At 74.7% G+C, this 22,926-nt stretch carries 20 protein-coding genes and 1 pseudogene; 10 read left to right on the plus strand and 11 right to left on the minus strand.

The annotated features are described in order from the left end of the window. Positions 1 to 33: 33 nt before the first annotated feature. Positions 34 to 741 carry an ornithine cyclodeaminase family protein gene (locus ABEA81_RS37855; protein WP_345612139.1) on the minus strand — a complete coding sequence of 236 codons (708 nt, stop codon included), beginning with the start codon at positions 739 to 741 and terminating at the stop codon, positions 34 to 36. Positions 742 to 839: 98 nt separating this feature from the next. Between ABEA81_RS37855 and ABEA81_RS37860 the strand changes: the two genes are divergently transcribed. Then, a complete protein-coding gene (locus ABEA81_RS37860; protein ID WP_345612140.1) occupies positions 840 to 2,159 on the plus strand; it encodes an IS481 family transposase in 1,320 nt (439 codons plus the stop codon). 106 nt (positions 2,160 to 2,265) lie between these two features. On the opposite strand, the pseudogene ABEA81_RS42840 reads toward ABEA81_RS37860, so the two are convergent. Next, positions 2,266 to 2,544: pseudogene (locus ABEA81_RS42840) on the minus strand (hypothetical protein); the annotation flags it as partial. 118 nt (positions 2,545 to 2,662) lie between these two features. Further along, on the minus strand, positions 2,663 to 3,310 hold the full coding sequence (locus tag ABEA81_RS37865; RefSeq protein WP_345612142.1) for a class I SAM-dependent methyltransferase: 648 nt from the start codon (positions 3,308 to 3,310) through the stop codon (positions 2,663 to 2,665). Between the two features lie 108 nt (positions 3,311 to 3,418). Here ABEA81_RS37865 and ABEA81_RS37870 point away from each other — a divergent pair, with 108 nt between their 5' ends. Continuing rightward, complete coding sequence (locus tag ABEA81_RS37870; protein ID WP_345612144.1) at positions 3,419 to 4,969, plus strand: FAD-dependent oxidoreductase; 1,551 nt, start codon at positions 3,419 to 3,421, stop codon at positions 4,967 to 4,969. Between the two features lie 28 nt (positions 4,970 to 4,997). On the opposite strand, the gene ABEA81_RS37875 is transcribed toward ABEA81_RS37870, so the two are convergent. Then, a complete protein-coding gene (locus tag ABEA81_RS37875) occupies positions 4,998 to 7,757 on the minus strand; it encodes an ATP-binding protein (protein WP_345612146.1) in 2,760 nt (919 codons plus the stop codon). Between the two features lie 72 nt (positions 7,758 to 7,829). On the opposite strand from ABEA81_RS37875, the gene ABEA81_RS37880 reads away from it, so the two are divergent. Further along, positions 7,830 to 8,897, plus strand: coding sequence for a zinc-binding dehydrogenase (locus ABEA81_RS37880; RefSeq protein ID WP_345612148.1), 1,068 nt, complete (start codon positions 7,830 to 7,832; stop codon positions 8,895 to 8,897). Positions 8,898 to 8,904: 7 nt separating this feature from the next. Here ABEA81_RS37880 and ABEA81_RS37885 read toward each other — a convergent pair whose 3' ends face one another. The 3 genes from ABEA81_RS37885 to ABEA81_RS37895 form a co-directional block, all read right to left on the minus strand. Further along, positions 8,905 to 9,939: an arabinan endo-1,5-alpha-L-arabinosidase gene (locus ABEA81_RS37885; protein WP_345612150.1), complete on the minus strand. Its 1,035-nt coding sequence runs from the start codon at positions 9,937 to 9,939 to the stop codon at positions 8,905 to 8,907. Between the two features lie 185 nt (positions 9,940 to 10,124). Beyond that, positions 10,125 to 10,967 (minus strand): isocitrate lyase/PEP mutase family protein, encoded by an 843-nt coding sequence (locus ABEA81_RS37890; RefSeq protein ID WP_345612152.1) that lies wholly within the window; start codon positions 10,965 to 10,967, stop codon positions 10,125 to 10,127. A gap of 47 nt (positions 10,968 to 11,014) precedes the next feature. Then, a complete protein-coding gene (locus ABEA81_RS37895) occupies positions 11,015 to 11,605 on the minus strand; it encodes a sigma-70 family RNA polymerase sigma factor (RefSeq protein ID WP_345612154.1) in 591 nt (196 codons plus the stop codon). A 77-nt stretch (positions 11,606 to 11,682) separates the two neighbouring features. Here ABEA81_RS37895 and ABEA81_RS37900 point away from each other — a divergent pair, with 77 nt between their 5' ends. From ABEA81_RS37900 to ABEA81_RS37915, 4 genes are all read left to right on the plus strand, one after another. Next, positions 11,683 to 12,423 carry a zf-HC2 domain-containing protein gene (locus ABEA81_RS37900; protein WP_345612155.1) on the plus strand — a complete coding sequence of 247 codons (741 nt, stop codon included), beginning with the start codon at positions 11,683 to 11,685 and terminating at the stop codon, positions 12,421 to 12,423. Between the two features lie 202 nt (positions 12,424 to 12,625). Further along, complete coding sequence (locus ABEA81_RS37905) at positions 12,626 to 13,105, plus strand: MauE/DoxX family redox-associated membrane protein (RefSeq protein WP_345612157.1); 480 nt, start codon at positions 12,626 to 12,628, stop codon at positions 13,103 to 13,105. Further along, positions 13,105 to 13,767, plus strand: a complete 663-nt coding sequence (locus ABEA81_RS37910; RefSeq protein WP_345612159.1) for a DsbA family protein — start codon at positions 13,105 to 13,107, stop codon at positions 13,765 to 13,767. The genes ABEA81_RS37905 and ABEA81_RS37910 overlap by 1 nt, the downstream gene beginning before the upstream one ends. Positions 13,768 to 13,802: 35 nt before the next feature. Next, entirely contained in the window at positions 13,803 to 15,029 is a 1,227-nt protein-coding gene (locus ABEA81_RS37915; RefSeq protein ID WP_345612161.1) for an MFS transporter, read from the plus strand. A 21-nt stretch (positions 15,030 to 15,050) separates the two neighbouring features. Here ABEA81_RS37915 and ABEA81_RS37920 read toward each other — a convergent pair whose 3' ends face one another. Further along, positions 15,051 to 16,541, minus strand: coding sequence for a DHA2 family efflux MFS transporter permease subunit (locus tag ABEA81_RS37920; RefSeq protein ID WP_345612163.1), 1,491 nt, complete (start codon positions 16,539 to 16,541; stop codon positions 15,051 to 15,053). A 132-nt stretch (positions 16,542 to 16,673) separates the two neighbouring features. Here ABEA81_RS37920 and ABEA81_RS37925 point away from each other — a divergent pair, with 132 nt between their 5' ends. Further along, positions 16,674 to 17,498 (plus strand): NAD(P)H-binding protein, encoded by an 825-nt coding sequence (locus ABEA81_RS37925; protein WP_345612165.1) that lies wholly within the window; start codon positions 16,674 to 16,676, stop codon positions 17,496 to 17,498. Between the two features lie 19 nt (positions 17,499 to 17,517). On the opposite strand, the gene ABEA81_RS37930 is transcribed toward ABEA81_RS37925, so the two are convergent. Further along, positions 17,518 to 18,261, minus strand: coding sequence for an alpha/beta fold hydrolase (locus ABEA81_RS37930; RefSeq protein ID WP_345612167.1), 744 nt, complete (start codon positions 18,259 to 18,261; stop codon positions 17,518 to 17,520). A gap of 127 nt (positions 18,262 to 18,388) precedes the next feature. Here ABEA81_RS37930 and ABEA81_RS37935 point away from each other — a divergent pair, with 127 nt between their 5' ends. Together ABEA81_RS37935 and ABEA81_RS37940 are read left to right on the plus strand one after the other, a co-directional pair. Continuing rightward, on the plus strand, positions 18,389 to 19,024 hold the full coding sequence (locus ABEA81_RS37935; protein ID WP_345612169.1) for a DUF47 domain-containing protein: 636 nt from the start codon (positions 18,389 to 18,391) through the stop codon (positions 19,022 to 19,024). Positions 19,025 to 19,029: 5 nt separating this feature from the next. Next, positions 19,030 to 20,025, plus strand: a complete 996-nt coding sequence (locus tag ABEA81_RS37940; RefSeq protein WP_345612200.1) for an inorganic phosphate transporter — start codon at positions 19,030 to 19,032, stop codon at positions 20,023 to 20,025. Positions 20,026 to 20,032: 7 nt separating this feature from the next. Here the strand turns inward: ABEA81_RS37940 and ABEA81_RS37945 are convergent, their stop codons facing one another. Further along, positions 20,033 to 21,502 carry an amidohydrolase family protein gene (locus ABEA81_RS37945; protein ID WP_345612171.1) on the minus strand — a complete coding sequence of 490 codons (1,470 nt, stop codon included), beginning with the start codon at positions 21,500 to 21,502 and terminating at the stop codon, positions 20,033 to 20,035. A 24-nt stretch (positions 21,503 to 21,526) separates the two neighbouring features. Continuing rightward, positions 21,527 to 22,873, minus strand: coding sequence for an MFS transporter (locus tag ABEA81_RS37950; RefSeq protein WP_345612172.1), 1,347 nt, complete (start codon positions 22,871 to 22,873; stop codon positions 21,527 to 21,529). Between the last annotated feature and the right edge of the window lie 53 nt (positions 22,874 to 22,926).

Below are 22,926 nucleotides of genomic sequence, written 5' to 3' on the forward strand. Positions count from 1 at the left end.
CTGCGGCGTGTTCCCCGAGCCTCGTGAGGCCGACTACAGCGGGACCTCCGTGCCGACGCCCCGCTCGCGCGCGGCGCGCAGGACCAGCGCCGCCGCGGCGGCGTCCTGCACGGCGACGCCCACCGACTTGTAGAGGGTGATCTGCTCGTCCGACGTACGCCCGGGCCGGGTGCCTGCCACCAGCTCACCCAGCTCGGAGTGCAGGTGCGCCTCGCCGATCACGCCGGCCCGGAGGGGCTCGACCAGGTCGACGGTGCCCGCGGGGAACGGGGCCAGTGCCGCGCGCCGGCTCTCGACGCACACCAGCGCCTCCGCAACGGTCGCGTCGTCGAGCTCGCGGCCGACGGCACGCACGGACGTGACGTGCACGCCCGGCGCGAGCCACGGCCGCTGGACCGCCGGTTCACCGTCGGCGGTGGTGGCGCAGGCGATCTCGGCTCCCTCCAGCGCTTCGGCGTAGGAACCGGCGCCTTCCGCCGCCACGCCCAGCTCGGCCCCCAGCTCGTCGGCGAGGGCCGCCGACCGCGCGGGGTCGCGCCCCGCGACGCGGATCTCCCGGATCGGCCGGACACGGCAGATGGCCCGCGCGTGCGAGCGCGCCTGCACGCCGGTGCCGAGGATCGCGAGCACCGCCGCGTCGGCGCGGGCGAGCAGCCGTGCCGAGAGCGCCGACGTCGCGCCGGTGCGCACGGCGGTGATCACCGTGCCGTCCAGGAGCGCGTCCGGATGTCCGGTTGCCAAGTCCGGACACATCGGTGACAAGGATGTCTCGGGACATCGGTGACAGTTGACCTGGTCGCGGTCGAGGGTGTTCGGCCGTGGCCGGAAGGGTTGTCCCGATGGAGACGCGGCTGGCGATGGTGCTCGCCGGTAGCTGTGATGCGGTGTCGGTGACCGCGCTGTGCGCGGAGTTGGAGATCTCTCGGCAGACCTACTACCGGCTGCGCCGCCGGTACCTGGCCGAGGGTCGGGCCGGGTTGGCGCCGCGGTCGCGGCGTCCGCATTCCTGCCCGGGGGCGGTGGATGCGGCGCTGGAGTTGGAGATCATCCGGTTGCGCACCGACGAGGGCTGGCCGGACCCGCCGCGGGGCGCGGCCTCGATCGCCGACGAGCTGCGCCGGGCCGGGCTGGCGTGCCCGGCGGTGTCGACGATCCACCGGGTGCTGGTGCGCAACGGGCTGGTGACCCCGCAGCCGCAGAAACGCCCACGGGCCAGCTACACCCGGTTCACCTATCCGGACCCGAACGGCTGCTGGCAGATCGATGCCACCCGCTGGGAACTGACCGATGGCGGCCCGGACGGTGCCGAGGTCTGGGTGATGGATGTGCTCGACGACCATTCCCGAGTGGTGGTGGCCGCGCACGCCTGCCCGGCCCCGACCACCGCCGCCGCGCAGGCCGCGGTGCACGCCGCCGGCCAGCGGTGGGGGCTGCCGGCGCGGGTCCTGTCCGACAACGGGCCCTGCTTTGGCGGAGTGAGCCGCAGCGGGGACTTCGTCGAGGGGCTAGCCGCGCTGGGCATCCACGCCATCCACGCCCGCCCGTTCCACCCGCAAACCTGCGGGAAGATCGAACGGTTCCACCAGACGCTGAAACGCTGGCTACGCACCCAGCCCCGGCCGGTGAGCCTGGCCCAGCTGCAGGCCCAGTTGGACTGGTTCGTCGAGTTCTACAACCACCGCCGCCCGCACCGGGCGCTGCGCGGCGCCACCCCGGCCCAAGCGTGGGCCGCGCGCACCCCGGCCGGACCGGCCCAGGAGCCGATCGTTGTCGGCAGGCCAGCCCGGGTCACGCTCTCCCGGCACACCGTCACCCGCGGTGGCGTGATCTACCTGGGCCGTACCAGCATCGGGCTGGGCACTCGACTGGCCGGCACCCAGATCACCGCGGTGCGTTACGGCCGCCGGCTGCTGCTGCTCGACGGTGGCCACCCGGTCCGCGCGCTCACCCTCCTACCCGGGCAGCGCTACTACCGCCAACCCAGCCAACCCCTGCTCGAGCCCACTCGGCGAGCCGAGCAGGACGCCCCGCGCACACCCGGGGCAGGCCATCCGCCTGCCCCTGCCCGCCAGCCCGGGGCGGCCGAGGCTCACCGCTCAAGGGTGGCCCGCAGCACCATCGCCGGAGGCGACGCCCGACAGGGCGCCCTTGAACTGTGAGCAGCGGCCCCACACACTGCGGGGCGTCCTGCTCACCACTGTCACCGATCTCCCAAGACACCGGTATCACCGATGTGGTCGGACATGACACGTCCGGATGTCCGGTCTCCGGGTCGCAGGCGACGATCACGGCCTGGTGCGTCGGCAGGGCCGTTCCCGCGTTGCGGTGGTAGAGCGTCACCAGCTTGGTCATCAGCACGCCGGCCGATGGGACGTATCCGGGCATCGCGGCGAGGATGCCCTCGTGCTCGGGCACGACGGCGCCGATCCGGTCGGGCGCCGACGCCCGCCCCGCGCTCAGGTCGGCCATGGCCGCGCCGAGGGCGTCGATGAGCTCGTCGAGGTCGAGCAGCTCCTCCACCTGCATACCGGTGAGCACGAGCATCCCGCACCTCCAGCTCCTCGCGTCCGGTGACCGGGCGATCCACTCGGTACGAGCGCCCGTCTGCCGGGACGACGACCGAGGCGTTGCTCGCCCGAGGTCGGCGAAAAACCGGTAGCCGTTACCGATTCGGGTGGCGTCGCTCGGCGGACGATGGGGCGATGCCGCACCCCGCCTGCGTCCCTGCACTCGCCCGACCGCTCGAGCCGACCGGTCCCGAGCTGCGCGCGCTGCTGCACGCGGCCGTCGAGCACGTGGTCGAGCAGGTCGACCGGGTGCGGACCGCGGCGGCCATCGACCGCAGCGGAGTGGCCGATCTGCTCGCCGACCCCGCGGTGCGCCGGCCACCGCCCGAGCAGGGCCGGGCCGTCGACGAGCTGCTCGCCGTGCTGGAGCGGGCCGCCGCGAAGGGCATCAACAGTGCCAGCGGCGGGGTGTTCGCGTACGTCCCAGGCAGCGGGCTCGTCAGCGCGGCGGTCGCCGACCTGGCCCGGGCCATGATCATCGCCCCCGACAGGTCGATCCCCGTCGCGGAGCCGTGCTCCGCCCGCCGGGCGGCCTCGCGGGTGGTGGAGCCGGTGCCGCACCCGACGTCGAGGACCTGGTCGCCGGGGCGGATCGCGGCCGCCGCGAAGAACGCGGCGTCGTAGCCGCCCAGTGCCCGTTCGAATGCGTGCGCGTTGGCAGCCCAGTAGTCGCCCTCGGCGCCGTCCCACGCCTGCAGCCGGCGGGCGTTCGAGGGGTCGATGCGAACCACGGTGGAAGTCATACGCCGAAGCGTCCGCTCGCGGGAGGAGGGCCGGATCCGTACCGGCTACCGATAATTCGGTATCCGCTACCGATCCCGCGAGCGGCGCGGGTGACCAGGCTCCCGGCCATGCATTCACGCACCACCGACGTGCTCGTCGTCGGCGCCGGCCCGGCCGGCCTCGCCACCGCGCTCACCGCGCTGCGCCACGGCGCCCGCGTCCTCGTCGTCGAGCGGCGGGCCGGGACCTCGACCGTGCCGCGCGCCACCGGGGTCAGCACGCGGACGATGGAGCTCTTCCGGTTCTGGGGCGTCGACCGCGCGATCCGGGACGGCGGCGTCGACTGCGACCCGCGCGTCGCCGTCACGCACACGCTGGCCGCGGAACCGGACGAGCTGGTGCGGTTCGCCTACCCCTCGATCCGGGAGGCGCTGGCCGTCAGCCCGGCCTACCCGGCGATCTGCGCGCAGGACCACATCGAGCCCGTCCTCGCCGCCGAGGTGCGCCGGCGCGGCGGCGAGATCCGGTTCGGCACGGCGTTGACGGCCCTGCGCGCCACACCGGACGGCGTGCGGGCCACGCTCGGCCCCGCCGGCACGGTGCGGGCCCGGTACGTGGTGGGCGCGGACGGCCCGCGCAGCGCGGTGCGCACCGCCGCCGGGATCGGCTGGGACCACCTGGGCTCGCTCGGGGAGTTCGTCAACGTCCTCTTCCGCCCGGATCTCGCCGCGCTGCTGGGCAGGCGGCTGCCGGGGATCGTCTTCGTGAAGCACCCCGACGCGGAGTGCGTGCTGGTGCCGGTCGGCGCGGGCCGCTGGACCGCGACGCGGCGGTGGGACCCCGAGCGCGGCGAAAGCGCCGCGGAGTACACACCGACCCGCTGGACGGAGCTGCTGCGCACCGCCACCGGGATCCCCGGGCTGCGTCCCGAGCTCCTCGCCACCGGCGCGTTCACCATGGCCGCGGACGTGGCGACGGCCGTCCGGTCCGGTCCGGTCTTCGTGGTCGGCGACGCGGCGCACCGGATGACGCCGATGGGCGGGATCGGCATGAACACCGCGATCCACGACGGCCACGAGCTGGGCTGGCGGCTCGCGTGGGCCGTCCGCGGCCTCGCGGGCGACGACCTGTTGGAGAGCTACGGGACCGAGCGCGAACCGCTCGGCCGGGCGTTGGCCGCCCGCTCGCTGCTCCAGGAGCGGCAGCCGGACGACGGCCTGCCCACCGACCTGGGTCGCACCTACCGCTCCCCGGTCATCATCGACGACGGCGCCACGCCCGCGCAGGGGCACTTCCGCACGGCGCGGCCCGGCGAGCGCGCCCCGCACGTGTGGGTGCGCCGGCACGGACGGCGGGCTAGCACGCTCGACCTGTTCGAGGACCGGATGACCGTGCTGACCAGACCGGGCGGCGCGGGCTGGGCGGGTGCGGCGCGGGGGCACGGCGCCGTCCCGGTGCAGGTGCTGGTGGCCTGCCGGGACCTCCCCGACCCGCGCGGCACCCTGCGCGCCGCGTACCGGCTGGGCCCGGCCTCGGCCGTGCTGGTGCGCCCCGACGGGATCGTGTCCTGGCGGCACGACGGGCCGTGCGACGACCCCGCTGGGACCCTCACGCGCGCGCTCGACAGCGCACTCGGCGGGGTTGCAGCAAAGCCACTTTCCTGCAAGCGGGTTGCGTGAACGTGGCGTTCCAGCCCCAGCACCCGGGTCAGGCCGGGTCGACCCACCGGCCCAGCTCGCGGCGGCTCGCGGCGCCCGTCTTCGCGAGCAGGCTGGCGACGTGGGTCTCGACGGTGCGGCGGGAGAGCACGAGCCGCTCGGCGACCTCGGCGTTGGTCAGCCCGCGGACGACGAACGCCAGCACCTCGGCCTCCCGCCCGGTGACGCCGAGCGCGGCGAGCCGCGGTGGCACGACGGTGTCGCCGCGGCGGCGGGTGGGTGCCCCGGCGCGGCGGAGCAGGTCGCGGCACGCCCGTTCGAGGTGGGTGTCCCCCGCCTCGTGGTGCGCGGCCAGGTCGGCGCGCAGCCCGGCGACCGGGTCACCCCAGCCGTCGGCGACCGCGCACTCCCACACCACGAGCCGCAGCAACCGGCGCCACCACGGCCGGCCGGCCAGTGCGGCGTCCGCCGCGTTCAGGTGGGCGACCGCGTCCACCAGGCGGCCGGAGCGCCCGGCCAGCACCGCGTCGGCGTAGTCGAGGCTCGCGCGGATCGTGCGCGACAGCCCGCCCGAGACGGCGCCGAGCTGGGCGCGGGCCTCAGCGCCACGGTCGTCCGACGCGGTGCGCAGGAGGACCCAGAGCCCGACCGGGGTGAGCAGCACGATCCCCCGGTCCCGCCGCACGAGCGGCACGGTGGGGTCCATCTCCACGACCGCACGTTGCAGGTCGTGCTCCAGCAGCGCGCCCATCGCGGTCGCGAAGCCGCGGAACGGGTTGGCGCCCGAAGCCCCCGCGCCGGTCGCCGCGAGGACCTCGGCCGCCCCGGTCACGTCACCGGCCGCGGCCCGGTAGGCCGCCACCTGCACCAGCGCCTGTGCCCGCAGCTGGGGCAGGCGGAGCCGCTCGGCGGCATCCGCGGCCCGGCCGGCCAGCTCCCCCGCCGGGCCCGGCCCGCGGGTGTGGAGGACGTGGTCGGACTCGATGAGCTCGATCGACGCGAGCTGGGCCAGCATCCCCGCGTCGGTGGCGAGCTCGCGGGCGCGGCGCAGCGTCGGGATCTCGTCGCCGTCCAGCGCCTCGAGCATCCCGACGCCGAACAGCGCCGTGACGCGCCACGGCGTGAGCCCGTGCTCCGCGGCCACCTGCGCGGCCCGGCGGAAGGCCGCCGCGGTCGCCGCGAGGTCCGTCTGCCACGTGGTGCGCGCGGCGACGCCCAGCGCCTCGCAGAGCACGGCCGGTGCGTCCGCCCGCTCCGCCGCGACGATCGCCTCGGCCGCCAGCGCGGCCGCCTCGTCCGGCCGCCCGGCTCCGAACGCGGCGTCGGCACGCAGCACGGTGGAGCGCGGGTCACGCGGCCGCCCGGCCCGTTCGACGTACCCCTCGGCCGCGGTCCAGCGGGCCGCGGTCACGGCCGTGCGCGCGAGCCGCAGGCACAGCTCGGCGTGGGCATCGCCGGTGAGCGAGTCCAGCCGGGCGTCGCCGAGCGCGAGCGCCTCGTCGGCCCGGCCGGCCAGCGTCAGCACGCTCACCCGCTCCCCGACGATCTCCGCGATGGTCTCGGGCCCCGCTGCCGAGCCCGCGGCGCGGGCGAGCAGCGCGTCCGCCGAGTGCAACGCACCCCGCCCCGCCGCCCGGCGGGCCAGCCGGAGCAACACGGCCGCAGCGTCCCGCGGGCGGCCCGCCTCGGCGTAGAGCTCCGCGGCCCTCGGCTCGTCGTCGGGACCGGCTCGCCCGGCCAGCACGTCCGCGGCCCGGGCGGCGAGGCCGGCCCGTTCCGGCGGCAGCAGGGTGGCGAGCACGGCGTCGCGGGCGAGCGCGTGCGGCCACCGGAGGCCGGCCGGGTTCGCCCGGACGACCAGCCCGACGTCGACGGCGCGGCGCAGTGCGGCGACGACATCGGCGTCCGGCACACCGCTGACCGGCGCGAGCAGCCGCCAGTCCGGGTCGGGTCCGAGGACGGCGGCGGCGTGCAGCACCGTGCGCCCGGCCGCGTCGAGGGCCTCGAGCCGGGCCGCGACCAGCGCCGCGAGGGACGGGGGTACCTCCCGGTCGGATCCGGCCAGGAGCTCCTCGGCGAGGAACGGCAGGCCGGCCGAGCGCGCGTACAGGTCCCGGCGGTCCTCGGGCAGCAACGGCCGTCCGCCCCGGCAGGCCGCCGCGAGCGCGGCGACATCGGCCTCACCCAACCGGCGCAGGTGCACCGTGGTGGTCCCGGGCAGCGTGCGCAGCCGCGCGGTCACCGCCGCCTCCGCCGGCTCGTCCCGGCACGACACGGCGACGAGCACGGGGCGGTCCACGACGGCGGCCGCGAGGTAGCCGACGATCGCGAGCGTGTCCTCGTCGGCCCAGTGCAGGTCCTCGAGCCGCAGCAGACATCCGGTGTGCGCTTCCGCGAGCGCGCGCACGACGCGCAGCACGCCCTCCCCGAGCACCACCGCGGGGTCGGCGGCGGGCACCCCGGCCGCCGGGCCCGCACCCCCGGTGACGAGGGCGTCGAGGGCGGGGAGGTAGGGCCGGACGGCGGCGGACCCCCGGGCGGCGGGGGCGTCGAGCCGCCCGACGACCGCCTCCGCGATCGCCCGGTAGCTGCCTCCGCCCTGCACCGCCCGGCCGCCGAGCACCAGCAGCCCGGCATCGGCCGCCGCGGCTGCGGCCGCGTCGAGCAGCCGGGTCTTGCCCACCCCGGCCTCGCCGAGCACGGCCAGCACGCCCCCGCGGCCGGACGCGGCGGCGGCCACCAGCCGGCGCACCTGGGCCAGCTCACCCGCCCGCCCCACGACCACCGGGCAGCGCAGCACCGACGTCACGCCATCAGTACACCGGAAGTTCCGCGGCCCGGGCACCGGTGGAAGCGGCGGCGCGGTCCTTATCGTGACGGGGTGCGAGGGGTATGGGTGGAGAAGGTCGGTGCACCGTGGGCGGTCCGGGAGGTCCCCGACCCGCAGGTGCGGCCCGGCGGCGTGGTCGTCGACGTCGTGGCGGTGCGCGTGCCGTCCTACACGCGCCAGGTGCTCGACGGCGAGCTGGGCTACGACCTGCCCACCCCGCTGGTTCCCGGGCCGACGTGCGTCGGGCGGGTGCGGGCGGTGGGAGAGGACGTCTTCGCGCACCGCCCGGGGGACGTGGTGCTGTGCAACTCGCTCCACTCCTCGGGCGATGCGGTCGGTTCACCGGACGAGATCCTGATCGGCTGGACCGGCACCGGGAGCGCGCGCTCGGCACGGATGCAGCAGGTGTGGCGGCACGGAAGCTTCGCCGAGCGCGCCTGCTACCCCGCCTCGTGCCTGACCACCCTGCCCGGCGGCGCGGAGTGGTCCCGCCCCGAACTGCTGCCGTTCCTGGCCTCGCTGGCGATCGCCGACGGCGGGCTGCGCCGGGGCGGGCTGCGCGGCGGGCAGACCGTCCTCGTCAACGGCGCCACCGGGAACCTCGGCGGCGCCGGCACGCTCGCCGCGCTGGCGCGGGGCGCCGTCCGGGTGATCGTGACGGGACGCCGGGCCGACGCGCTCGCCGCGCTCGCGGCGCTCGACCCGCGCGTGCGCCCGGTGCCGCTGTCCGGCGACCGCGCCTCGGACACCGCGGCGATCCTGGAGGAGACCGACGACGGCGCCGACCTCCTGCTCGACGTCATCGCCCACACACCCACGACGGACCCGACGCTCGCCTGCGTCGACGCACTGCGCCTGCGCGGCACCGCCGTGCTCGTCGGCGGCGTGCGCCACGACCTGGCCCTGCCCTACCAGCGGATCCAGCGCAGGCAGCTGACCGTCGCGGGGTCGTTCATGTTCGACTCGGCCACGGCCCTCGAGGTGTGGCAGCTCGTCCGCTCCGGGGCGATCGACCTGGACCCGGTGCGGGCCCACGTGTTCGACCTCGACCGGTTCGAGGCCGCGCTGGACCGGGCGGCGTCGCTCACCGGCCTGGAGTACGCGGTCCTCGAACCCTGAGCACGGCTCAGTCCTTGTTCTGCAGCTCCGGCCAGCCGTCGTCGTCCCACACCAGCGGTTGGATGGCCAGCCTGGTGGCCCCGTTCGCCGACTTGTCGTAGTAGTGGTAGGCGATGATGTCGTCGGAGGCGGACTGGCCGCCCGGACCGACGCGGTTGCCCTGGTCGACGAGCACCGTGGTGCCGCCCCCCTCGAGCAGCTTGCGACCGTCCCGGTCGACGTAGGGACCGGTCACCTTCTTCGAGCGCCCGACCATGATCTTGTAGTCGCTGTCGGAGCCCTGGCAGCACTGGCCCCACGACGTGAACAGGTAGTAGTAGCCGTCGTTCTTCACGATGTAGGCCGCCTCGATGGCGTTGGGCGAGGCCTTGCGGTCGGCGATGCGGAGCGGTTCCTGGTCGGGGTCGGCGACCTTCCCCGACGGCCAGTCCAGCTGCACCATCCGGATCCCGCTCCAGTACGAGCCGAACGCCATCCACGGCGTGCCCGACCCGTCCTCGACGATGCCCGGGTCGATGGCGTTGTAGTCGTCGTCCGGCTGGGAGCCGATGACCTCGCCGCGGTCGACCCACTCGTAGGCCGGGTCGGCCGGATCGAGCGTCTCGTTCGTGGCGAGCCCGATCACCGACCTGTTGTGCCCCCACGTCGACGCCGCGTAGTACAGGTAGTACATGCCGTTGGCCTCGTAGACCTCCGGCGCCCAGAGGTTCTTCACACCCGGTACCGCGTCCTTGACCCACTTCGGGATCTCGTCCCAGACCGTGCCCTCGTAGGTCCACTTGTGCCCGTCCGGCGAGGAGCGGATCTGGATGTTCCCGGCGCCCTTGCTCTCCTCGCCCGTGGCGAACACGTACCAGTTGTCGCCCCCGCCGCCGACGACCAGCCCCGGGTCGTGCGCGGCGAGGTCGCCGCTGAGCCGCCACGGTTCCTCCGGCTGCGCCGGTGCGGGGGGCGCCGCCTCGGCCGGCGGCGCCACGACTCCCGTGAGCCCGATCACTGCAGCGACGACGGTGAGGAGCGGCGCGAGTCGCACGGGCGTCATCCGTTCTGCGAGAGGGACAGTTCGCCCGCGACGACCCGGCGAGCAAGATCGTCGAGAGGCGGCGATCAGCGTATGCGCGACCGGGCGGTGAACAACGATCTGACACCCGCGAAATCACCCGAGAGTGAGCCGCATCACTCGAACGCGCCGATGCCGGTGCTGGATATAGTGATTTCTAACCAGCTCTAGTGCAGTCGAAATGCTTTCGTCGTCAGCTCGCGCCCCTCCCGGGCGAGCTCGAAGAAGCCGTACGTGCCGTGTTCCTTCAGCTCGCGCGCGGCACGGGCGAGCGCGCCGAACGCGACGGCGCTGAACGTGCCTCCCACCGAGATGCGGGCCACGCCCGCCTCGGCCAGCTCCGCGACCGGCACCATCCCCGGCATGAGCAGCACGTTCACCGGCCGGTCGACCGACGACACCACGCTGCGGATGTCGGTGAGCTCCACCAGGCCCGGCGCGTACAGCACCTCGGCGCCCGCCTCCTGGTAGGCCTGCAGCCGTTCGATCGTGTCGCCCAGGTCGGGGTTGCCGCGGATGAAGTTCTCGGCGCGCGCGGTGAGCACGAGCCCGCGACCTTCCTTCGCGGCGTCCGCGGCCGCCGCGATCCGCTCGGCGGCCAGCCCGACGTCGTGGATCTCCGGGTCGGCACCCGCGCTGTAGTCCTCGATCGAGCAGCCCGCCAGGCCGCTCGCCACGGCCTCGGCGACCGTGCTGGCCACCTCGCCCGGGTCGTCGCCCCACCCGTCCTCCAGGTCGGCGTTGACCGGGACGTCCACGCACAGGGCCATCGCCGCGGCGTGCTGCAGCGTGTCGACAGCGCCCACCGCACCGTCGACGAGGCCGGCGGTGGCGGCGAACCCGCTGCTCGTGGTGGCCAGCGCCGCGAACCCGAGGGTGGCGAGCGCCTTCGCCGACCCCTCGTCCCACGGGTTGGGCATCAGCAACGGATCGCCCGGCACGTGCAGGGCCCGGAACCGGGCGGTCATGTCGGTACCGGTCAGGTCACTGCTGGTCAGCCTCGTCGACACGGTCCCGACCGTACCGAGCCGCGCCACCGGAACACGCGGGGCACGGGTCAGGCCTCGCGGCGCCGCCCGCCGTCGATCGCGCCGCCGTCGAGGGCCCGCACCAGGTCCTCGCGGGCCCGCGCCACCCGGGACCGGATCGTGCCCACCGGGCAGCCGCACACCTCGGCGGCCTCGGCGTAGCTCAGGTCGAGCACCTGCGTGAGCACGAACGCCTCGTGCCGGTCCGGGTGCAGGGCCGCGACCAGCTGCCCCAGCACCACGGCCTCGTCACCGGGCCGACGGGCCACCCCCGTGCGCTCGGCCACCGCATCCCTGGCGACCGCGTCCCAGTCGGCGACGGCCGTGGTGCGCGGCCGCCTGCCCGCAGCGCGCACCGCGTCGGCCGCCACGCGCCGGGCGATCGACAGCAGCCAGGTGCGTGCCGAGGCGGCGCCCTCGAACCGCGGCAGCGCCCCCACGGCGCGCAGGTAGGTCTCCTGCGCGAGGTCCTCCGCCTGCCCGGCGTCGGCCAGGTGCGACACGAACCGCAACACGTCGCGCTGGGTGGAGCGCACGAACGCCGAGAGCGCATCGCGATCACCGCGCCCGGCCGCGAGCGCCCACGCCGTGATCTGCTCGTCGTCCGCTCGCTGGGCCACGGCGCCCAGCCTATCCACCGCGGCTACCGACGGCCCGCGCCGGGAACCACGGGGCGCCCGCCAGCGACCATAGGCACATGCGGTGCGAGGACTGCCGGGACGCGATCTCCGCGCGGATGGACGGGGAGGACCCCGGCGTGGACGTCGAGGCGCTCGAACGCCACGTCGAGGACTGCGCCGCCTGCCGCGCCTTCTCCGACCGGGCCACGCACGTCACGCGGCTGGCCCGGCTGCGCCCCGCCGAGGACCTCCCCGACGTGCTGCCCGGCCTCCTCGCCGCGCTCGACGCGGGCGAGTCCCGCCCGGCGCCGCGGCGGACGTGGCGCTCGCTCGCCCGGGACGCCGTCCGCGCCGCCCTCGCTGTGCTCGCCGTCGGGCAGCTGGCGCTCGCGCTGAGCGGGATCGTCGCCGCGGCCGGGGCAGGCCCCGGCGAGCTGGCGGGGGCGAGCATGGCGCACTTCTCGCACGAGAGCGCAGCCTGGAACCTTGCCCTCGGCGTCGCGTTCGCGTGGGCCGCCACCGGGGCGCGCCGCGCGGGCGGCCTGGTGCCGGTGATCGGCGCGTTCGTCGCGCTGCTGGTGGCCCTCAGCGCGATGGACCTGCTCGCCGGGCACGTCGAGATCGGCCGGCTCGCCGGGCACGTGCCCGTGATCGTCGGCCTCGTCCTCCTGCTGCTGCACGCCCGGCTCGGGCGGCGCGGCGGCGGGACGGCTGCCGAGGCCGTCTCCGAACCCGTTGCCGGACACGACGGGGGAGTGGACGGAGAAGGCTTCGCCGGAGGCGGCCTGCAACCGACAGCCCACCACAAAGCCGCATAGGGCGTCGTGGACCCACCGTGCTGTTTCCGAAGGCGCTGTTTCCCGACGCGCTGTTCCCACGCGCTGCTCCCACGCGCTGTTTCCCGACGCGCTGTTTCCGACGCGCTGTTTCCCGACGCGCTGTTTCCCAAGGCCGCGAACAGCACCATGGATCCACGGTGCTCGGGAACCCGGTGCCCTTTCAGGGCGACCACCTCGGGTGATGCCTTCCATCACCTCCTCCCGATCCGCGCTGCTCCCGTGGCTCGCCACCGCGGCGCGGCTGCTGCTCGGCGCCGTGTGGCTGGTCGCGGGCGCCTCGAAGATCACCGATTTGGACGCCTCCGTACGCGCGGTGCGCGCCTACCGGCTCCTCCCCGAGACGGCCGCGCAGGTCGTCGGCGCGGGCCTGCCGGTCGTGGAGCTGCTGCTGGGCGTGCTGCTCGTGGTCGGGGCCGGGGTCCGGGCGGCCGCCGCGGTCTCGGCCGTGCTGATGCTCGCGTTCGGCGTCGGGATCGCGGCGGCCTGGGCACGCGGGCTGCGGATCGACTGCGGCTGCTTCGGCTCGGGCGGCGAGCTCGCCGCCGGGCAGGACCCGACGTACGCGCTCGAGCTCGCCCGCGACGCCGCGCTGACGGTGCTCGCCGTCCTCCTCGCCCGGTGGCCGGGCGGTCGCCTCGCACTCATGAAGGAGCCATCCTGATGCCTCGCACCCCCACCGTCCGGCGCGGTGGCCCGTCGACCTTCACGCTCGTCGCGGTCGTCGTGCTGGTGCTGTTCGCAGGCGCCGTCGGGTTCGGCGTCTACCGCGCGCAGGCCGGCGCGGGCGGCGACCTGCCTGCGGGCGCCACCGCGGCCGGGGTCGCCGTCGGCGACCCGAACGCGCCGGCGACCATCGACCTGTACCTGGACTTCCAGTGCCCGGCCTGCCGCCAGTACGAGCAGCAGGTGGGTTCCACGATCGACCAGCTCGTCACGTCCGGGCAGGCGCGGGTCGTCTACCACCCGGTGGCGTACCTGAACCGCTTCTCCAGCACGCAGTACTCCAGCCGCTCGTCGGCGGCCGCGGGCTGCGCCGCCGACGCCGGCGTCCTCCCCCGGTTCGCGCAGCTGCTGTACGCGAACCAGCCCGCCGAGGGCGCAGCGGGCCTGCCCGACGACCAGCTCGTGGCGCTCGGCAGGCAGGCGGGCGCGGGGGACGAGTTCGCCGGCTGCGTGCAGGAGGGCACGTACGCGGGCTGGACGCGCTCGGTCACCGATGCCGCATCCCAGGCCGGCGTCACCGCGACGCCCACCGTGCTGGTGAACGGGCGGGAGGTCGATCACACCGCGGACGCCTTGCGCGCCGCGGTCGCCGGGGGCTGAGACGTATCCTCCTTCCCGAGGGGTGAAGGGGGACGATGACGTCGTGCGGGCGCGCCGATCCGTCGGATCGGGTGTCGGCCGGTTGGGTCGTCCGGTTCGCGCTGGCCTGGGTCGGGCTGTACGCGGGGCTGTTCGGGCCGCTGCAGGTGCTGCTGCCCCAGCAGGTCGCGGCGCTCGCCCCCACCGACAAGGAGGCCGTGCTCGCGCTGGTGCTCGGGGCGGGCGCCGCGTGCTCGCTCGTGGCGAACCCGCTGTTCGGTGCCTTGTCGGACCGCACGCGCTCCCGGTTCGGCCGGCGCAGGCCGTGGATCGCGGTGGGGTTCGCCGGCGGTGCCGTCGCCATCGCGCTGCTCGCCGCGGCGCCGGCCGTCCCGTTCCTGGTCATCGGCTGGTGCGCGGTGCAGACGCTGCTGAACGCCCCCTACGCGGCGCTCAGCGCCGCCGTGCCCGACGAGGTGCCGGCCGCGCAGCGGGGGACCGCGGCCGGGTACCTCGGCCTGGCGCTCGTCGTCGGCGTGGGGGCCGGCACCGGGCTCGCCGTCCTCGGCGGCGTGATCGCCACCGGGTACGTCCTGTGCGCGCTCGCCGCCCTGCTCTGCAGCCTGCCGTACGTCCTCTCGGGGCGGCACGCGCGGGACCGGCCCGGCACGGCGTGGCGGTGGGGCGAGTTCCTGCGCGGGTTCTGGGTCAACCCGGCGCGCCACCCGGACTTCGGCTGGGGCTTCGTCACCCGGTTCCTGGTGAACCTCGGCAACGCGATCGTGCTGCTCTACCTGTTCTTCTTCCTGTCCGACGTGGTGGGCATCGCCGACCCTGCCTCCGGTGTGCTGGTCCTCACGGGGGTCTACTCGGCGGCCATGCTGGGCTCCGTCGTCCTCGCGGGCACCCTGTCGGACCGCACGGGGCGGCGCCGCGTGTTCGTCACCACCGGCGCGCTGATCATGGCCGGCGCCGCGGTGCTGATCTCGGTGTGGCCCACGTGGGCGGGCGCGGTGGCGGCCGCGGTGGCGCTCGGCATCGGCTTCGGCGCCTACAGCGCGGTGGACTTCGCGCTGCTCACGCAGGTGCTCCCCGCCGCCCACGACCGGGGAAAGGACCTGGGTGTGCTCAACATCGCGAGCTCCCTGCCCCAGGTCCTCGCCCCGGCGATCGCCGCCCCGGTCGTGACCGGCATGGGCGGGTACGGCGCGCTCTACCTCGTGGCGGCCGCGATCGAGGCCGCGGGCGCGATCCTCGTCTACCGGATCCGCTCGGTGCGTTGACGGCGCCTCGACGGTCCGATCTCAGTGCCCGACGGGCACGTCGCCGTCCACCGTGGTGCTGCGGACGAAGAACGCCCCCGCGATCGCGAACAGCGACAGGACCGCGGCCACCTGGAACGCGCTGTGGATGCCCCCCGCCGTCTGCTCCACCAGCGATGCCCCCTCCGCGGCGAGCGACGTGGAGCCGACGGACATGACGCTCACCAGTAGCGCGACCCCGGCCGCGCCCGCGAGCTGCTGGGTGGTGCCGAAGATCGCGCTGCCGTAGGAGTACAGCCGCGGCTCCACGGCGCCGAGCCCGGAGGTGAACAGCGGCGTGAACACGAACGCCAGCCCGATGGACAGCAGCAGGTGGAACCCGAGGACCTGCAGCATCGAGCTGCCCTGGGTGAACAGCGTGGTGGACCACAGCGCCGCGCTCGTGGCCGCCGTGCCGGGCACCAGCAGCGCCCGGGCGCCGAACCGGTCGTACAGGCGCCCCACGACCGGGCCGAGCAGGCCCATCAGCAGGCCGCCCGGCAGGAGCAGCAGGCCGATGGTGAACGCCTCGAGCCCCAGCACGCTCTGCAGGTAGATCGGCAGCAGGACGATCGTGCCGAGCAGCACGGCCATCATCACCATCATCATCGCGCTCGCCACGGTGAACGTCGGCGAGCGGAACGTGCGCAGGTCGAGCAGCGCGCGGTCGGACCGCTGCAGCACGAGCTGCCGCGCCACGAACGCCACGAGCCCCACCACACCGACGCCGAACGCCCCCCACAGCAGCACCGGCGATGTGCTCTCGGCCGAGTGGCCGACGCTGCTCAGGCCGTACACGATGCCGCCGAAGCCGAGCACCGAGAGCACGACCGACGGCACGTCGATCGGGGCGGAGGTGGAGTCGCCGACGTTCGTGATCAGGCGCATCCCCAGCAGCAGCGCGGCGAGCGCGATCGGGAGGACGAGCCAGAACATGGAGCGCCAGCCGAACTGGGTGAGCACGATGCCCGAGACGGCGGGCCCGATCGCGGGCGCCACCGAGATGACGATCGAGATGTTGCCCATCACGGCCCCCCGGCGCGCCGGCGGGACGAGCGTCATCACGGTGGTCATCAGCAGCGGGAGCATGATCGCGGTACCGCTGGCCTGGACCACCCTGGCGGCGAGCAGCACCTCGAAGCCCGGCGCGACCGCCGCGAGGAACGTGCCCGTGCTGAACAGCGCCATCGCGGTGCCGAAGAGCCCGCGGGTGGGAACCCGCCGGATCAGGAAGCCGGTGATCGGGATGACCACGGACATCGTGAGCAGGAACCCGGTGGTGAGCCACTGGCCCACGCCGGCCGTGACGCCCAGCTCGGACATGAGCGTCGGCAGCGCGACACTCATGATCGTTTCATTGAGGATGACGACGAACGTGGAGACGAGCAGCACCCCGATCACCGTGCGGTCGCGGGCGCTCAACTCCCCCGCGTGATCGGGTGCGCTCGACGACCGGTCGAGCACGTCGGGCTGCTGGTTCACTACGTCCCCCACGTGGGTCTTCGGGCGGCGCGGGCGGGTGGGCCCGGCGCCGGAGGTGCACTGTAAGGAGTAGGACCGACAGAACGCGCAGAATTAATCCCTGCGCCGGTCGAGGCCCGCGTCACCCGCCGTAGGCTCGCGTCCGTGATCCTGGTGAGCGGCGCCACGGGCAACGTCGGACGCGAGCTCGTGCGCACGCTGGTCGACCGGGAGGTGCCCGTGCGCGCGCTGACCCGCCGCGACGGCGGGAGGATCGAGGGTGCGCAGCGCGTCGTCGGCGACCTCGACCACCCCGCCGGCCTCCGCCCCGCGCTCGAGGGCGTCTCGGGCCTCTTCCTGCTCCCCGGCTACCAGGACATGCCCGGTGTGCTCGCCGCGGCCCGGGACGCGGGGGTGTCGCGGGTGGTGCAGCTGTCGGGCGGCTCGGCCGGAAGCGGCGACACCGGCAACGCGATCTCGGCCTACATGATCCGCACGGAGGAGGCGGTGCGGGCCTGCGGGATCCCGTGGACGCTGCTGCGCCCCTACGGCTTCATGACGAACGCCCTCGAGTGGGCGCCCCAGCTGCGGTCCGGGGACGTGGTGCGGGCCCCGTTCGGCGGCGTCCGCGTCGCCGTGATCGACCCCGCCGACATCGCGGCCGTCGCCGCCACGGCCCTCGTCGAGGACGGGCACGCCGGTCGCGTCTACGCGCTGTCCGGACCGGAGTCGCTCCTGCCCGCCGACCGCGTCCGCGTGCTCGGCGAGGTGCTCGGCCGCGACCTGCGGTTCGAGGCCCAGCCCGACGACGAGGCATGGGCCGAGATGACGGCCCGCATGCCGGAGGCCTATGTGCGGGCGTTCTTCGACTTCTACGTCGACGGCTCGCTGGACGAGTCCCGGGTGCTGCCGACCGTGCGGGACGTGACCGGCCGCCCGCCGCGGACGTTCGCCGACTGGGCCCGCGCCCACGCCGACGCGTTCCGCTGAGCGCCTGCATCCCCGCCCGTCACGGGTCGAGGGATCCCCAGAACGCGCGCAGTGCCGCGGCCACCGCGGCCGGGTCCTGCAGCATCCACCAGTGGCCGAGACCGTCCAGCCGGTGCGTGCGTGCACCGAGCCGGGCGGCGACCTCGCCGGACCGCGCCGGGTCGTCGTACGGGTCGGCCGTGGGCTGCAGTACCAGGCCCGGCGCCGCGGTCGGCCCGCGCAGCTCCGCACCCCAGTCGGCGTACGGGTTGGGCACGGCGGACCGGTACAGGTCGAGGATGCAGCCGCCCATCGTCGCGTCGTACGCCGCGGCGAGCGTCGCCGCGTCCGCCTCGGGCACGCCCGCCGCGTGCAGGTACCCCGCCCGCGCCTGTGGTCCCGCGGCCGCCGTGGCCGCCGTCCGCTCCTCTCCCGCACCGGGGGTCTGCCACACCTGCGCCATCTCGTGCCAGACGTAGTCCGGGTGGAAGACCCCGCCGACGTCCACGGCCCAGCTGCGCAGCCGGACGTCGTACGCCGTGGCCACGCGCAGCACGAAGCCCGCTCCCCAGTCGTGCCCCACCAGGTCGACCGGGCGGCCGAGCCGCCGCAGCTCGCCGGCGAGCCACCGCGCGTACTCGTCCTTCGTCGCGCCGAACCCGGCCGGGCGGGGCCTGCCGAAGCCGGGCAGGCCGACGGCGAGCGCGGCGCCGTCGAGGTGGGTGCGCACGCCCGTCCAGAGCGCGCTCGTTTCCGGGACGCCGTGCACGAAGACCACCGTCATGCCCGCCATGCTCGCCCCCCACGCCCCCGCTCGCACAGGACCGGCCCCACTCGGATCCGGACCGTGACCACCACACCGTCGGAGGGCGACGCCTGCCCGGCCATCCGGGGTGGAGTACAACCTGCGAATGGCATTCAGGCTGACGCCACACGAACGCGGCTTCTACCCGCTGTTCACCCGGGCCGCCGAGAACATCGTCCGCGCAGCGGACGACCTCGCGGCGCTGGTGGCCGCACCGCCGTCCGAGCGGGCCGAGCTCGCCAGGCGGGTGAAGGATGCCGAGAACGCCGGTGACGAGGTCACCCACGAGATCATGGTGAAACTCAACAAGACGTTCGTGACGCCGTTCGACCGCGAGGACATCTACCGGCTCACCTCGTCGCTCGACGACGTGATCGACGCGATGGAGGAGGCCGCGGACCGGATCGTGCTCTACCGGCTCGTGGACCTGCCGTCCGGGATGAAGGTCCAGACCGACGTGCTGCAGCGCGCGGCGGCCGCCACGGCGGAGGCGATGCCCCGGCTGGCGACGATGGGGAAGCTGCAGGAGTACTGGGTGCACGTCAACTCGCTCGAGGACGAGGGCGACGTCGCCTACCGCGCGTTGCTCGAGGAGCTGCTCTGCCCACCCCGCGACGTCGACGCGGCGGGCGTGCTGACGACCCTCAAGCTCAAGGAGGTCATCGACTCCCTCGAGGAGGCCGCCGACGCGTTCGAGACGGTGGCCAACACCGTCGAGAGCATCGCGGTCAAGGAGTCCTAGTGTCGATGGAGCTGGCCACGATCATCGTGGTGATCGTGGTGGCCGTCGCGTTCGACTACACGAACGGCTTCCACGACGCCGCCAACGCCATCGCGACCTCCGTCGCCACCCGCGCACTCACCCCGCGCACCGCGCTGCTCATGGCCGCGGTGATGAACCTGGTCGGCGCGTTCCTCGGCACCGAGGTGGCCACCACGGTCGGCAGCGGCATCATCGACCCGCCGCAGGGGATCTCCGGCCTCGTCGTGGTGCTCGCCGCGCTGGTCGGCGCGATCGCGTGGAACCTGGTCACGTGGTGGCTCGGCATGCCGTCCTCGTCGTCGCACGCGCTGATCGGCGGGCTCGTCGGCGCCGCGCTCGCGGCCGCGGGCACCGTGCACTGGAGCGGCGTGCTGGACAAGGTCATCATCCCGATGGTGGTCTCGCCGGTGGTCGGCTTCGTGCTCGCCGGGCTCCTGATGACCGCCATGTTGTGGATCTTCCGGCGCGCCCACCCGCAGCCGCTCAGCCGCGGCTTCCGCCACGCGCAGACCCTCTCGGCCGCCGCGATGGCGCTCGGCCACGGCCTGCAGGACGCCCAGAAGACGATGGGCGTGATCGTGCTGGCGCTGGTCGTCGGCGGCTACCACGAGGGTTTCGAGGTGCCGTGGTGGGTCATCCTGCTCGCGGCGGGCGCGCTCTCCGCGGGTACCTACTCCGGCGGCTGGCGGATCATGCGGACGCTCGGGCGCCGGATCATCGACCTCGACCCGCCGCGCGGGTTCGCCGCGGAGGTCACGGCGTCCGCGGTGCTCTACACCACCGCCTTCGTGTTCGCCGCGCCGATCTCGACGACGCAGACGATCACATCGTCGATCCTGGGCGTCGGCGCCACCAAGCGGCTCTCCGCGGTGCGGTGGGGCGTGGCGGGCAACATCGTGGTGGCGTGGGTGCTCACGATCCCGATGGCGGCGCTCGCCGCGGCGATCGCGTTCTGGGTGCTGCACCCGATCCTGCAGTAGGGCCTTGTCAGGCGCCGCGCACGGCCCGGCCGGGCAGCGCTCCGGTGTCGAGCACGCCGTCGCGCACGACGAACCGGCCCCCGACCAGCACGTGCCGGACGCCGGTCGACGGGCGGGTGGTGTCGGTATAGGTGGACCGGTCGGTCACGGTGGCCGGGTCGAAGACGGTGACGTCGGCGTCGCACCCCGGCTGCAGCCGCCCCTTGCGGCGCATCGCGGGAGCCGCCTCCTGCACCACCTGCGCCGGCACGAGCGTGCAGCGGCGCACCGCCTCGGGCAGGCTGAGCAGCCCCAGCTCCCGCACCAGGAGCCGCAGTGTGCGCCCGAACGTGCCTGCGGTGCGCGGGTGGGTCGCCACCTGCGGCGGCAGCGGCCAGCTCAGCGGGTCGTGCGGCCCGGACGGCCACTGCGGCGCGATCGCGTCGCTCGCGACCGCGGCGTCCGGGAAGGCGAGCGCCCGCTGCACCACCGCGAAGGCACGCGGGTCGGTCTCGTCGGTCTGGTGCACGAACGCGAGCGCGCCCGGGTCCTCCGCGCGCACCCGTCGCAGCTCGTCCGCGTCGGCGATGCGCCTGCCGAGGCCGAGGTGGCCGATCGAGCCCGGGGTGAGCCCGCGGCGGTGCAGGAGCTCGGGTGCGAGGAACGCGGCCCCGATACCGGTCATCCCGGCGCCGTACGGGTAGGCCTCCGTGGTCACCGACGCGCCCTCGCGCCGGACCCGCTCCACCAGCGCCAGCACGCGGTCCACGTGCCGGCCGGACGTGCTGTTGAGGTGGCAGTAGTGCATGTGCGCGCCGGTCTCGCCCGCCGCGCGCACGATCTCCTCCGCCCCGTCGACCGGGACCTGCGGGTCCATCTCCACCAGATCGCGGGCGTGCGTGTACGTCGGCACCCCGTGCCGCGCGGCCAGGGCGGCCACGGCGAGGTACTCCGCGGGGTCCGTCCCCGGCGCGTACCCGACGAGCACGCCGATCCCGAGCGCCCCCGCGGCGAGGTCGGCCTCGAGGAGCGCGAGGATGCGGTCGACGTCCGCGGGAGCGGCCGTGGCCTGCCAGCGCGGGTCGGCGACGTGGACGAGCATCTCGTCGAGATCGGCCACGGGCGGCGCGCCCGCGAGCACGTGCATCCGCGCGCCCGCCCACGACGTCGAGAACCCGTAGTTCACCGGCCGCCCGGCCGCGGCGGCCCGGCGGTAGGCCGGTTCCACCGGGAAGGCACCGGCCTCCAGCTCCAGCGCCGTGGTGACCCCGTCGAGCGCCTGCAACCGCTGGCCTGCGACGTCCTGGCTGTGGCTGTGCAGGTCGACGAAGCCGGGGCTCACGACCAGCCCGGAGACGTCGACGGTGACGGTTCCCGCGAGATCCGGGCCGACCTCCCGCACGGTGTCGCCGATGATCCCGACGTCGCGGACGGCGTCGAGCCCCGACTCGGGGTCGATCACCCGACCCCCGGTGAGGACGAGCTCGTGGACGGTCATCGTCCGATGATCGCACCGACGTGGTCAGGCGGCCGCGAGCTCGGGGGCGGGCGAGGCCACCACCGGGACGTCCAGGTAGTGGCGGGAGAGCCTGCGGTACGAGCGCGAGCGGAGCGCGGCGAACGTGAGGACCAGGCCGAGGACGCCCGCGATCGTGAACAGCAGCGCCATGCCGCGCTCGGGCCCGGTGCCGAACCACGGGCCGAGCAGCCGCGCGCCGGCGCCGTCGGTCATGAACGGCATGAACACGAACTGGGCCAGCGGGCTGATCAGGAACGCGGTGAGCGGGGACGCGGCCTGCTCCACGCTCTGCGCGAACCCGAACACCCGGCCCTGCCGCTCGAACGGCACGACCTTCTGCAGCACGGTCTGCTCGGACGCCTCGGCGTAGGGCACGACGCACAGGTAGATGAAGAACCCGACCGCCAGCAGCACGATCGAGGAGCGCAGGGCGAAGACGCTGCAGACGCCCCAGAGCACGAGGTTCGCCAGCAGCAGGGTCCGCAGCGGGTTGCTGCCGAGCCCCCACTTGCCGATGGCGAGGCCACCGATGATGAACCCGGTGCTCAGCACGCCGAAGAGCAGCCCCCAGACCTCGACCGACACCAGCGACAGGCCGTAGGGGTCGGCGAGGGCCATCAGGATGCCGCCGAGGAAGTTGTTGATCGTCGAGAACGCGATCAGGGCGAGCAGGCCGGGCACGGCGGCCACCAGGGCGACGGTGCCGCGCAGGTCCGTGCGGCGGGCGCCCTCCCCCGCGGCGGGCACGGCGCGCAGCTCGGGGATCGTCAGCGTCGCGAGGTGCGCGACCACCACGGCGGTGCCCCCGACCGCCAGCAGCAGCACCGACAGCATGCCCGCCATGCCGATCAGCAGGCCGCTGATCACGGACGTCACGAGGAACGCCACCCCGGTGACGGTGCCGACCATCCCGTTGGCGCGGTCCCGTTCGGGCTCGGGCACGAGCAGGGTCACCAGCGTGGACATCGCGATGCCGCGGATGTTGCCGACGATCACGCCGCTCATCAGCAGCAGCACGAACCCCCACAGCACCGGGCTGGTGGGGTCGCGGAAGGCCTCCGGCCCGGCGGCGAGGTGGACCGCGAGGCTCGCCGCGTACAGCGCGAGCGACGCCGCGCTGGAGCCGATCATGGCATTCCGCTTGCCGTGGCGGTCGACGATGCCGCCGAACCACACCCCGGACAGCGCCGTCAGACCCAGGAAGATCCCGGAGATGACGCCGGTGGCGAACACCGAACGGGTTTCCAGGTACACCCAGAAGGTCACCGCGAACCAGACGGTGGAGTTCACGACGGACGCCACGAGGGTGTTGGCGAGCGCGTGGCGGAAGGTGCGCCGGGAAGCGGTCATGCCGATGAGACCGCCACGGGCGGCAGAACTCATCGGCGGGACGAACCTGCCTC

This window comes from Pseudonocardia adelaidensis, assembly GCF_039543345.1.
GTDB lineage: Bacteria > Actinomycetota > Actinomycetes > Mycobacteriales > Pseudonocardiaceae > Pseudonocardia > Pseudonocardia adelaidensis.

Bases quoted from the DNA above. Each gene is read 5' to 3' on its own strand.
- ABEA81_RS37860 (WP_345612140.1), top strand. From the start codon at position 840: ATGGAGACGCGGCTGGCGATGGTGCTCGCCGGTAGCTGTGATGCGGTG.
- ABEA81_RS37865 (WP_345612142.1), bottom strand. From the start codon at position 3,310: ATGACTTCCACCGTGGTTCGCATCGACCCCTCGAACGCCCGCCGGCTG.
- ABEA81_RS37870 (WP_345612144.1), top strand. From the start codon at position 3,419: ATGCATTCACGCACCACCGACGTGCTCGTCGTCGGCGCCGGCCCGGCC.
- ABEA81_RS37885 (WP_345612150.1), bottom strand. From the start codon at position 9,939: ATGACGCCCGTGCGACTCGCGCCGCTCCTCACCGTCGTCGCTGCAGTG.
- ABEA81_RS37900 (WP_345612155.1), top strand. From the start codon at position 11,683: ATGCGGTGCGAGGACTGCCGGGACGCGATCTCCGCGCGGATGGACGGG.
- ABEA81_RS37905 (WP_345612157.1), top strand. From the start codon at position 12,626: ATGCCTTCCATCACCTCCTCCCGATCCGCGCTGCTCCCGTGGCTCGCC.
- ABEA81_RS37910 (WP_345612159.1), top strand. From the start codon at position 13,105: ATGCCTCGCACCCCCACCGTCCGGCGCGGTGGCCCGTCGACCTTCACG.
- ABEA81_RS37915 (WP_345612161.1), top strand. From the start codon at position 13,803: ATGACGTCGTGCGGGCGCGCCGATCCGTCGGATCGGGTGTCGGCCGGT.
- ABEA81_RS37930 (WP_345612167.1), bottom strand. From the start codon at position 18,261: ATGACGGTGGTCTTCGTGCACGGCGTCCCGGAAACGAGCGCGCTCTGG.
- ABEA81_RS37935 (WP_345612169.1), top strand. From the start codon at position 18,389: ATGGCATTCAGGCTGACGCCACACGAACGCGGCTTCTACCCGCTGTTC.
- ABEA81_RS37940 (WP_345612200.1), top strand. From the start codon at position 19,030: ATGGAGCTGGCCACGATCATCGTGGTGATCGTGGTGGCCGTCGCGTTC.
- ABEA81_RS37945 (WP_345612171.1), bottom strand. From the start codon at position 21,502: ATGACCGTCCACGAGCTCGTCCTCACCGGGGGTCGGGTGATCGACCCC.
- ABEA81_RS37950 (WP_345612172.1), bottom strand. From the start codon at position 22,873: ATGACCGCTTCCCGGCGCACCTTCCGCCACGCGCTCGCCAACACCCTC.